Below are 10,993 nucleotides of genomic sequence, written 5' to 3'. Positions count from 1 at the left end.
GCAACAGCCCCCGCCGCCACGAAGCGGGCCGCCCCCGCCTTCATGCCCAACAGTTCGACCTGCGTTGCCTGTGTCATGCCCGCCTTGTGAGTCTTGTAGACCATATCAGGCAGTTTCTTGAGCAGCGCCTTCTCGTACAGTTCGACCCGCCACTGCCGCATGCCGCCCACCAGCCCTGCCATCGTGCCCAGCAGTTCGGTGATGGTGCGCTCGTCGCGCTTGGCTTCGGCATTCGCGAGCGCCGGCAAGATGGCTAGCGCGTTCAAGCCCAGCAAGATGTTGGGTAGACGCATATCCTTCCCCCCCGCTTCAGCAAGCTGGCTCTGGATGGCCTTTTCTATCCGGCGCTGTGTGTAGCGCGCCTGCTTGGCGGTCACCTTGGTCAGCGCGTCGGCTTGCTGGTTTCTGGTGAAGGCCATGGCCTGCTGACCGAGTCCACGGGCAAGCAGCACCAGTTGGGCTTTGGCGATGAAGCTTTCGCCCCGGGCTGCGGGCAGGGCCTTGAAGCGTGCCATGGCGGCGACACCAAGCACGGCGTGCGGGCTGTCGTAGGTCACCTTGGCGAGCTCACTGCCGGTTTGCAAGCGGTCCAGCCACTTGCGGCTGGGATCGAGCACCTTGGGCAGACTCGTTTTTATTTTGTCGCTTGCGCTGAGGGTTTTATTTAGTTGGCCCGGCGCGGCCAGCATGGTTGCGTAGGCCTTTTGCCGGCGAGACTTTTCCTCGGCATCTCGCACTTCAAGGCCGCCCGGAGGCAATGGCGTCGTGAGCAATTCCAACGCGGCGTGCAGCTCGGTACTGAGGTCGGCGTTGTTCAGGCTCAGCATGCGCCAGACGAGGTTTTTTTTGCCTGGCGTGAACGTGTCGAGTCCGGCGTACCACTGACGACCTTTGGGGGCACTGTCGATCTGCAACAAGATGGCGCACAACTGCCCGGCACAGCTCGCACCGTCGCCGGATTCGATGTCCGCCTTGTCGTTGTAGCGGCCCAGCGCTCTCTCGGTGAGAGCATCCGCCTTGAGCCAGCCTTGTAGGTCAAGGGCGATCTTGTCCATCAGGCCGTCGCGCTTGTCGAGTTCGGCCTTGTGCAGTGCATCGAAGGCGGCGATGGCGCCCATGTCGCAGTACTGGGTCACTCGTGTCAGCGCATCAGTGCTGGCTTCCTGACTTCCCAGGACTGAGCGATCGCTGTCGCGACTGTCGGCCTCTTCTAGAAATTTGTCGTGGAGGTGGCGGTTATGTTCTTTCTCCGTCATTACCTTGACGCTGCCATCCGGCATGGTGACTTTGTAGGTGATGTTTCCAAAGGAATTGTTGTCGAGCACGCTTGTCGCGATCCGGCGTGTGGCCGCGGTGCGGCCGTCATAGATATCAACTGCCTTGCGGCTCAGCGCAGTACGCACGGAACGCACGCTTTCACTTGCGGCCTGCTTCCACTGGTTGCTGATTCCCTTGGCGTCTGTTGCTTTGAGCCAATCCATGTAAGGGATGGCCGCAGAGAGATGGTGCATGCTCAACTCTTGTGCAATACCAATGGGGTCGTCGCACGCGACGACTGCGCCCTGATAGGCTTCGAGAAAATCGATCATCTGACGCAGACGCGGGCCATGAGCCTGGTCGTAGGGGATCCCCCGCACATTCCTCACATAGGAGCCGGTACTCATGTAGCCCACAAAACCGGGTTGGGTGCCGATGGGCGTTCCGTCAGGGGCTCTGGAGAGGGTTCCGTCGGTCTCTCTGAATTCGTCATTCTGGCCAGCAAAGTGGTTGCCCTCCCTCACTTCGCGGTAGTCGCCCCAAGCTCGCTCTTGGGGGCTACGGCCCATGATTCCGAACTCCTGCTCAGTACCCACCGTCTGAAGTGCCTTGTTAGACAGCGCAGCGAATTCCATGACCATGGTGTTTAGCGTATCGGGAAGCATGGTGTCGCTCTGACTGGTGGCGCCCTTCACCCAGGCAGCCACATCAAACCCCTGCATGTATTTGTCCGGATCCCTTCCAATCACCGTCTTGAGGTGCTCTGGGTCAATCGGGTCCGGATGAAACATGAAATGGAGCTTGGTGACATCGTCCGCATCCTTGATCCACACCAAACTTCTGTTGGCACCCCATTCGTTCGGCCTGCAAGCGGCTTCGCCGGTAGTCTGCTCTGGGTAGTTGATATCGATCTTGGTGAGGTAGCCATGCGGATGCACGACAAATGCGAGCCATTCGGGCAGCCGGCATACGGATTCCCGCCGCAGGTACAAATAGCCAGTGCGCAACATGCGAACGTTGTATCTGGCTGTTTTCAAGCTCACACCGCCGGGCTCGGCCTTGAGTGTGCCGGCGGGCTTGAGCCCGTCGAGCGCACCCATCCCCTCTTGAGTTGCACTGTAGGCGGCGGCATAACGCGTGAAGAGGATGGGCAGCCCGGTTTGCGAGCACTGATTGCAGCGTGTTGTATGAACCATGGATGTTTAGCGGCGAGTCCGAGTAGCGTTGGCAAAGAGACTGGAGAAACGAGCGTCAGGGTCGTCCCGCAGCTGGGCTTCGATCCGGCTCAACGTGGGAGCAAGGTGCGGCAGGCTCCAGTCCATCGCCCGAGCAGGACCGCTCTTGGGAGCGTGCATCCACGTGATCCACACGTAGTCTTCAAGGCTCAGGTCTTCCAGCTTCATGCGGGCGGCATCGGCCAGCATCTGCATCAAGTTTTCAGCATCGGGCTGTGCGTCGAGTGGCACGTTGTTGTCGGCATAGCTGCGCCAGATCAGATTTGCTTGCGGCGAGATACCCGCGAGAAACCACTGCGCCTCGTCGAACAAATCTCGCGCTGATCCACCAGCCTCCGCGCCGTAGGGCGGCACCGGTGCCTTGGCGTGAAACCATTGGATGGGCTCCGACGTATCGCTTAACGGCCCCCAGGGTTGCAGCAGTGACCACCAATGCGTAACGGGGCCCAGCCACCTGCTCTTCTGGAATGTGCTCAGGGCAGGCCAGACACGCTGCATGACACGCGGATCGTGATAGCGAAAAAGCACGCTCTCTTCTCCATAGGGCGGTCGCTGATCACCCAGACTGACCCAGTGGTGAGTGATGGCCTGAGCTGACGCGGGGCTGATGACAACCCCGCAGAAGTCTTGTGCAAGGGTGCGCCTGTTCACCTGATGCGCAGCGAACGCCAGACATCGAGCCAGCCAGTTGCATAGACTCTGGCGTTGAAAGTCGGGCGTAGGAAGAATCAGTTCCTCGGGCAGTTCCAGCACAAAGGGAGCGTGTTCAGCTCTGTCTTCAAACTGGCGATCAGGCACGGTGACGCGATCACGCGCCCATTTGGGAAACTGCAGCTCCAAATCCTCTGCCAACGGGTTGCTTTCCCATCGGTTGAACAGCAGGTAGGCCCGCTGAGTGGCTGGTTCCTCTGGAGATCGTGGTGTGCCCTTCGATTCCGTTGAGTCTTTGGACATAGGCACACTCACGCCTTTCCAGTGCTCGATCAAGGTATCCACCAGTTCGAGATACGGGGCGTCCGGGTTGCCGGTCATGAGCGGGCCACCGTACTGCTGCCGTTGTCTGCCGCTTTTTCCTTGGTGCCACAACCTTCGCCGTTCGCGTTCGTTGGGGCTTTGGAATCCGCGGGGACATGGCTATGGACTTCCGCATGGTTGGTGTACTTGCCGGTGGTGCCCTTGGTGATGCGACCGGCGCTGTAGTCGCCATAGCTACCGCCGCCATTGATAGTCAGCCGGGTCTTCGCCGTGATGTTGATGATGTCGGCGGTCAGCTCGATCTTGTCTTTGGCCATCATCCTGATGGAGTTCTGCAGCGCCTTGATCTCGATGTCAGCCTGGGCGGCAATCACCTTCATGCCGTTTTGCATGGCATAGACCTTGAACGCCTCCAGCGCGACCGCGATCAGGCTGCCACCGCTGTTGACGCTGGTGTGCTTGGAACTGGTAATTTGCGTGTGCTCGACGCTGGCGATGTGCGTGGAGCCACCCGACGTCACGGCGACACCACTCGGGCTGGCGAGCACGAGATGAGGATCGACCAGTTCTGGAAACTGGCCTTCTTGTGGGTTTCCGCCACTGCCCTTGATCGTTTCGTTCTGCTTCTTGAGGGCCTTGGCCACGGCATCCTGGTCGCTTTTGACCTGGGCTTCGCTGGTGCGGGCTGCATCGGACTGGCCTTCGATCAGATCGCGGGCCAGCGTGAGTCGCGAAATGGCTTCTCCCAGGTCTTTGGCATACCCCGCGGCATCCATGCGGGCCTCGGTGGTGATGAGCATGCCATCGGCTGCTCGCATGACGCCATGGCCGTCGGTGCGCAGCTCGTAGCCTTGGCCTCGCGGATCTTTGCGACCTGCGTTGTCTTCAACGCGAGTGATGAACCCGAGACTCAACGAACTGGATTGATGATCGCTTTTAAGTTGCGTCTGGATCTTCCCGGCCGTGTCGTCCAGAACCAGTTGGTTGCTGCGCCCCGAAGAAGCGTTACCGCCACCACTGACGAGTTCGCGCGAGCGGAACCCTGACAAGGCAGCCTGCTCGGGCAGCTTGAATGGCGGCAGGTTCATCTGGTTGTAGACACGACCTGTGCAAATCGGCAGGTCGGGGTCCCCGCCGAAGAACTCGATGACCACCTCTTGGCCAATGCGTGGGACGTGCATCGCGCCGAGCTGATTGCCCGCCCATGCCGCGCTCACGCGCACCATGCAGGAGCTTTTCTGGTCGAACTGACCGTCCCGATCCCATGGAAACTGGACATTGATGCGCCCGTACTCGTCGGTCCAGATGTTCTGGCCGGCAGGGCCGACGACAACTGCGTTCTGCGGGCCACCCGTCTTGGGCTTGGGACGCGTAAGCGCGGGGCGCAATGCCTCTGCGATCGGATGCGCAGTGAATTCGACCTGTACCGTCCAGCGTTGCGAGCGGCCGGAAGCCACGTCCTTGACTTGACTTTCTTGCCCGACGTCCTCGATCACGAAGTCCGTCTGCAGGATCAAGTATTCGGCGTTGGCACTCTCTCGAGGATGCTCGTGCATGCGAAACGTGCAACCCGGCACCATGCCCCGCAGGTTGCCCGTGGCACGCGCGCGAGCGCCGTGAGTGCGCAGATGCTGCATGCGCAGGCGGGCGAAGGCGCGTGCCTCGGTGGAGGGATCATTGGGCCCCGCGTCGCCAGCCTCCGGCTGCACGAAATGACTGCCACCGACACTTGCGTGGTACTGATACACCTCGCCATTGGCCTGGCTTGTCGGGCGCGGGGCGCTGTTCTGACCGATCAGCTGAGCTTTGCTGCGCGTGTAGTCGTAGTCTCGGGTGACGTAGGCGCCGCTGGTGAGCTGGTTGTATGGAGCAAATTGGTGGATGTACTCGGCGTCGGTCTTGTAGCCCGGGGTATGAAACTCGACGTTCGCGTAGGCAGCACTGGGGCACTCCCGGTAAGCGGCCATCGCATCCGACAAGACGAGGCGATGGGCACCGTCGCTGTGCTCGAAGTGGTAGCTGATGCCGTACTCCTGGCACAGGCGCTCGAAGAACTCGAAGTCGCTTTCGTTCCATTGCACGCAGTAGTCACGAATCGGATAGGTCTCGTACAGTCGCTTTTCCACGGGAAACGAGTAGTTGCCCAGCACCTGATCGAGCGTGTCTACGACAGTCTGGTCCTGATAAATCTTGCAGTCGCAGTTGAGCGTTGCCAGGTGCAGCCAGGGTCGAATGACGAAGCGATAGACGACATGGCGCCCCGCTTCTCCTTCCATGGCGGCCTCCGTCACGATGCCGCTGATCTGCCGAATCCCGGCGCCGATGCCGCTGTTGCCGGGCCCTGCAACGCCGGAGAGGATTTCGCCAGCCCCATCCAACTCGATCGCACACGTGATTTCGTGCCCGATGAATCCGTCGAGATCGAAATCAGCCGCTTCGCTGGCGCCCAGATTCAGAGCATCGGGGGTCTTGAGAAGGAGTTCGTACGCAAACAGGCCGTTCAGGCCCTCATGGCCAGAAAACCGGACGGGCATCAATACGGGCTGCCCCAGAACCAAGGGGATGGCTGTGCTTGTGACAGAGAGGGTTTGGGGCATGTGCGACAGACCTAGTGGATGGCAATCCAAAAAGTCTGGGCCACGCAAGACCCGCACGTTCGCAAACAATGGTCAAACGACCAGCCCTGCAGAAACTGACACGCAGGAATGTCGAAAATTCACGCGCCAGAAGCGCCGCGCGATCGCGGCGCTGCGTTCATGTCGCCGCTCAGGCCGCGACAGCCTCGCGTGCCGGCGCCGCCTTGGCCGCCACCGGCATGTGCTGCGCCCAGTCGATGATCTCGAGCGTGCCGTCGGCGTGCTCGGCCAGCGCGGTGAGGCTTTCCACCCAGTCGCCGTCGTTGCAGTACAGGATGCCGTCGATGTCGCGCATCTCGGCGTGGTGGATGTGGCCGCACACCACGCCCTGCGCGCCGCGGTTGCGGGCCTCGCGGGCCACGGCGTTCTCGAAGTCGCCGACGTAGCTCACGGCACGCTTGACCTTGCCCTTGAGGTACTTCGAGAGCGACCAGTACGGCAGCCCCATGCGCGCACGCAGCGAGTTGAGGTGGCGGTTGAGCTTGAGCGTGAACTCGTAGAGCGAGTCGCCCACGTAGGCGAGCCACTTGGCGCACTGGATCACGCCGTCGAACAAATCGCCGTGGATGATCCACAGCTTGCGGCCGTCGGCGGTCTCGTGAATCCATTCGTCGGCCACGTCGATGCCGCCGAAGTTGTGGTGCAGGTACTTGCGGGCGAACTCGTCGTGGTTGCCCGGAATGAAGATCACACGCGTGCCCTTGCGCGCCTTGCGCAGCAGCTTCTGGATCACGTCGTTGTGCGCCTGCGGCCAGTACCAGTGGCGCTTGAGCTGCCAGCCGTCGATGATGTCGCCGACCAGGAACAGGGTCTCGCACTCGGTGTGCTTGAGGAAGTCGAGCAGCGCCCGGGCCTGGCAGCCGGGCGTGCCCAGGTGCAGGTCGGAGATCCAGAGGGTGCGATAGCGCAGCGCCGGACGCGCCGCATCGTCGTCCTCCGGCTCGGGAGGCTGGATCGCGGTGTCGCGCCAGGCGCGAAGGAAAGCGTCGTCGCGTTGCATGGTCCGGCAGGTTCGCAGCCGCGCGTGACCGCGCGATGGCGACTCCGTGACATCCCGGTGACGCGTGGCACCAGGGCAACGCCACAATCGGACGATGCGCTCTGGTCAGATCATCGTTCTCGTGTCCCCCGTGTTCTTTTTGCTGATCGCGATCGAGTTCGCGGTCGGCCGCGCGCGCGCCCGGCGCGGCACCGGGCAGGACACCTACCGCCTGGCCGACGCCGTGAACAGCATCGGACTGGGCATGCTGAGCCAGATCAGCGCGGTGCTCACGGGGCTCTTGCGCATCGGCATCTACACCGCCGTGTATTCGGCGGTGGCGCTCTTTCCGCAAGAGACGGCGCGCGAGTTCTGGACCACCTGGTACGGCTGGCTGCTGGCGCTGGTGTTCTACGACTTCTGCTACTACTGGCTGCACCGCATGGGCCACGAGTCGGCCGTGCTGTGGGCCGCGCACGTGGTGCACCACCAGAGCCAGCACTACAACCTGTCGACCGCGCTGCGCCAGACCTCCAGCGGCGCGCTGCTGGGCTGGCTCTTCTACCTGCCGATGGCCGTGGCCGGCGTGCCGCCGCTGGTGTTCGTCGTGGTGGCGCTCATCGACCTGCTCTACCAGTTCTGGGTCCACACCGAACAGGTCGGCAAGCTCGGCTGGTTCGACCGCTGGTTCTGCTCGCCCTCGAACCACCGCGTGCACCACGCGGTGAACGACACGTATCTGGACCGCAACTACGGCGGCGTGCTGATCGTGTGGGACCGCCTCTTCGGCACCTTCCGCGAAGAAGACGAGCGCTGCGTGTACGGCACGCGCGGCGAGCTGAAAAGCTGGGACCCGCTGTGGGCCAACGCCGAGGTCTACTGGGCGCTCGCGAAGGATTCATGGCACGCGCGCCGCTGGTCCGACAAGCTGCGCGTGTGGTTCAAGCCGCCCGGCTGGCGACCGGCCGACGTGGCGGCGCGCTACCCGAAGCCTGCTTTCGACATCGCGAAGGTCACGCGCTACGAGCCCGTGGTGAGCCGCGGCGTGCAGTGGTTCGCGGGCCTGCAGTTCCTCGCGCTGCTGGCCGGCGTGACGGTGTTCCTCTGGTACTCCGATGCCGTGCCGCTGCCGCAGGCCGCCGTCTGGCTGGCCGCGCTCACGGCCGGGCTGTGGGCCGTGGGCGCGGTGCTGCAGGGCCGGCTGTCGGTCACCGAGGTGCTGCTGGTCGAGGCCGCCGCGCTGGCCACGGCGAGCGCGGCCTTGGGCATCGGCTGGCTGCACCTCCTCTTCAAGCCATTGGCCCTGGCGATCGCCATCGCCTTCGCGGCCCGCCGCGCGCAACGCCAGCCCGGCGGCATCGCGCGCTTCGATGCGCTGCTGCTGGCGGGCCTGGTCTTCTCGCTCGCAGGCGACGTGCTGCTGATGGGGCCGGCGAACCTCTTCGTGCCCGGGCTCGTGTGCTTCCTGCTCGCACACCTGGCGTACATCGCGCTGTTCCGCATCGGCGTCGGGCTGTTCCCGCGTCCGCGCGCGCTGGCGGCCACCTTGCTGATCGGCACGGGCATGTACGCCTTCCTGTGGCAGGGCGGCCTGCCGGTGGCGCTGCGCATTCCGGTCGGGTTCTACGTGGTGGTGATCGCCTGCATGGCGGCGCAGGCCATCGGGCGCGCGGCGGTGCTGCGTTCAAGCGACCCGGCCGCGCTGTGGGTGGCGGTGGGCGCCTGCTTCTTCATGCTGAGCGATGCGCTGCTGGCGATCAACCGATTCGTGTCGCCGCTGCCGCTGGCGTCGCTATGGGTGCTGTCTACCTATTACGTGGCGCAGATGTTGATCGTGCGGCACGTCCGGCGGCCGACGGCCTGACTTTCTCCTTCCCACAGAGGGGAAGGAGCAGGCCCTCGACCTAGTCAGCGCAGCGCTGGATTTCCACCGTCGAGTGCCGGATCTCCTCATGCATCGAGAAGCACGCCCGCACCTGATCCGCCGTGAGCGTGGCCGAATGCGTCACCACCGTGAGCGCGCAGGCGTACGCATCGCGGCCGACGCGCCAGACGTGCAGGTCGGCCACGCGGGTTTCGGAATCGGCCAGCAGGGTCTCGACGCCTTCGCGGATTTCGGCGGTGACGGGGTGGTCCATCTCGCGGTCGAGCAGGACCTTGCCGGTTTCCTTCAGCAGGCCCTTGGCCCAGACGGCGACGAGCACGGCGCCGACGATGCCCATGACCGGGTCGAGCCAGGACCAACCGTAGAACCAGCCGCCCAGCAGCGCCGCAATGGCGAGCACCGAGGTGGCGGCGTCGGCCACCACGTGCAGGTAGGCGGAACGCAGATTGAGGTCGTGGCCATGCGCGTGGTCATGGCCGTGGTGGTGGTCATGCGCGTGCCCGTGGTCATGGCCGTGATGGTCATGCGAATGCCCCAAGAGCCGCGCGCAGACCAGGTTCACCACCAGGCCCAGCACCGCGATCGAGATGGCTTCGGGGTAGTGGATGGCCACGGGCGACCACAGCCGCTCCAGCGAACCGACCACCATGAGCGCGGCGACGCCGAGCAGCAGCAGCGCGCTCGCGAAGCCGCCGAGCACCTCGATCTTCCAGGTGCCGAAGGCAAAGCGCGGGTCGCGGGCGTAGCGCCGCGCGGCGGCGTAGGCAAAGGCGCTCAGGCCGATGGCCAGCGCGTGCGAGCTCATGTGCCAGCCGTCGGCCAAAAGCGCCATGGAGTTGAACCACCAGCCAGCGCCGATCTCGACCACCATCATGGCGGCGGTGATCCACATCACGAGGCGGGTGCTGCGTTCGGCGGCGGCGTTGCCGGCGCCGAAATGATGGTCGTGCTGCCAGGCGCTCAGGTCGTGGGTGTGCATGGGATTCTCTTCAGGCGCCGAAAAGGTCCGGGCCGTCGGCGCGGCCCGAGGGCGGCACCACGCCCAGGTGGCGGTAGGCCGCGAGCGTGGCGATGCGCCCGCGCGGTGTGCGTTGCAGGTAGCCCTGCTGGATGAGGTAGGGCTCGATCACGTCCTCGATGGTGTCGCGCTCCTCGCCGATGCTGGCGGCCACGTTGTCCAGGCCGACCGGGCCGCCGTCGAAGCGGTGGATGACAGCCTCGAGCAGCTTGCGGTCCATGAGGTCGAAGCCCTGCGGGTCGACGTCGAGCATGGCCAGCGCCTTGTGCGCGATGTCCTCGGTGATGCGGCCGTTGCCCTTGACCTCGGCGTAGTCGCGCACGCGGCGCAGCAGGCGGTTGGCGATGCGGGGCGTGCCGCGCGAGCGGCGCGCGATCTCGAAGCCGCCGGCCGCGTCGGTCTCGACCTTGAGCAGGCCGGCGCTGCGGCGCACGATGAGCGCCAGTTCTTCGGGCGTGTAGAACTCCAGCCGCGCCACGATGCCGAAGCGGTCGCGCAGCGGGTTGGTCAGCATGCCGGCGCGGGTGGTGGCGCCCACCAGCGTGAAGGGCTGCAGGTCGAGCTTGATGCTGCGCGCCGCGGGGCCCTCGCCGATCATGATGTCGATCTGGTAGTCCTCCAGCGCGGGGTACAGGATTTCCTCGACGACCGGGCTCAGGCGGTGGATCTCGTCGATGAAGAGCACGTCGTTGGGCTCGAGGTTGGTCAGCAGCGCCGCCAGGTCCTTGGGCTTTTCGAGCACCGGGCCCGAGGTCTGGCGCAGGTTGACGCCCAGCTCGGCCGCGATGATGTGCGACAGCGTGGTCTTGCCCAGGCCCGGCGGGCCGAACAGCAGCACGTGGTCGAGCGCCTCTTTGCGCTTGCGCGCCGCGCCGATGAAGATCTCGAGCTGCTCGCGCACCTTGGCCTGGCCGACGTACTCGTCGAGCAGCTTGGGCCGCAGCGCCCGCTCGATCGCCTCCTCGTTGGGCGAGGCGGGGGCGGCGGACACCACGCGTTGCGGGGCGG

At 64.3% G+C, this 10,993-nt stretch carries 7 protein-coding genes; 1 reads left to right on the top strand and 6 read right to left on the bottom strand.

What is annotated here, in order from left to right; genetic code table 11:
* The 4 genes from AC07XP_RS31495 to AC07XP_RS31480 all read right to left on the bottom strand — a co-directional run.
* A partial coding sequence (locus AC07XP_RS31495) for a T6SS effector BTH_I2691 family protein (RefSeq protein ID WP_495266872.1) occupies window positions 1-2,453 on the bottom strand: 2,453 nt, incomplete at its 3' end.
* Between the two features lie 6 nt (window positions 2,454-2,459).
* Window positions 2,460-3,524: a DUF4123 domain-containing protein gene (locus AC07XP_RS31490; protein WP_495266871.1), complete on the bottom strand. Its 1,065-nt coding sequence runs from the start codon at window positions 3,522-3,524 to the stop codon at window positions 2,460-2,462.
* On the bottom strand, window positions 3,521-6,064 hold the full coding sequence (locus tag AC07XP_RS31485) for a type VI secretion system Vgr family protein (RefSeq protein WP_495266870.1): 2,544 nt from the start codon (window positions 6,062-6,064) through the stop codon (window positions 3,521-3,523). Before AC07XP_RS31485 ends, AC07XP_RS31490 begins: the two co-directional genes overlap by 4 nt.
* Before the next feature lie 169 nt (window positions 6,065-6,233).
* Window positions 6,234-7,103, bottom strand: coding sequence for a UDP-2,3-diacylglucosamine diphosphatase (locus AC07XP_RS31480; RefSeq protein WP_495266869.1), 870 nt, complete (start codon window positions 7,101-7,103; stop codon window positions 6,234-6,236).
* A gap of 94 nt (window positions 7,104-7,197) precedes the next feature.
* Here AC07XP_RS31480 and AC07XP_RS31475 point away from each other — a divergent pair, with 94 nt between their 5' ends.
* On the top strand, window positions 7,198-8,946 hold the full coding sequence (locus AC07XP_RS31475) for a lysoplasmalogenase family protein (protein WP_495266868.1): 1,749 nt from the start codon (window positions 7,198-7,200) through the stop codon (window positions 8,944-8,946).
* Between the two features lie 40 nt (window positions 8,947-8,986).
* On the opposite strand, the gene dmeF is transcribed toward AC07XP_RS31475, so the two are convergent.
* Together dmeF and ruvB are read right to left on the bottom strand one after the other, a co-directional pair.
* Window positions 8,987-9,946: a CDF family Co(II)/Ni(II) efflux transporter DmeF gene (gene dmeF / locus AC07XP_RS31470; protein WP_495266867.1), complete on the bottom strand. Its 960-nt coding sequence runs from the start codon at window positions 9,944-9,946 to the stop codon at window positions 8,987-8,989.
* A 10-nt stretch (window positions 9,947-9,956) separates the two neighbouring features.
* The coding region (gene ruvB / locus AC07XP_RS31465) for a Holliday junction branch migration DNA helicase RuvB (RefSeq protein WP_495266866.1) at window positions 9,957-10,993 on the bottom strand (1,037 nt) is incomplete at its 5' end.

It is taken from the genome of Variovorax sp. GW531-E2, from assembly GCF_059423125.1.
Note: the sequence above shows the minus strand (reverse complement) of the source record. Positions and strands in the feature narration are given on the sequence as shown.

Coding starts and splice junctions, on each gene's coding strand:
- AC07XP_RS31490 (WP_495266871.1), bottom strand. CDS start 3,524: ATGACCGGCAACCCGGACGCCCCGTATCTCGAACTGGTGGATACCTTG.
- AC07XP_RS31485 (WP_495266870.1), bottom strand. CDS start 6,064: ATGCCCCAAACCCTCTCTGTCACAAGCACAGCCATCCCCTTGGTTCTG.
- AC07XP_RS31480 (WP_495266869.1), bottom strand. CDS start 7,103: ATGCAACGCGACGACGCTTTCCTTCGCGCCTGGCGCGACACCGCGATC.
- AC07XP_RS31475 (WP_495266868.1), top strand. CDS start 7,198: ATGCGCTCTGGTCAGATCATCGTTCTCGTGTCCCCCGTGTTCTTTTTG.
- dmeF (WP_495266867.1), bottom strand. CDS start 9,946: ATGCACACCCACGACCTGAGCGCCTGGCAGCACGACCATCATTTCGGC.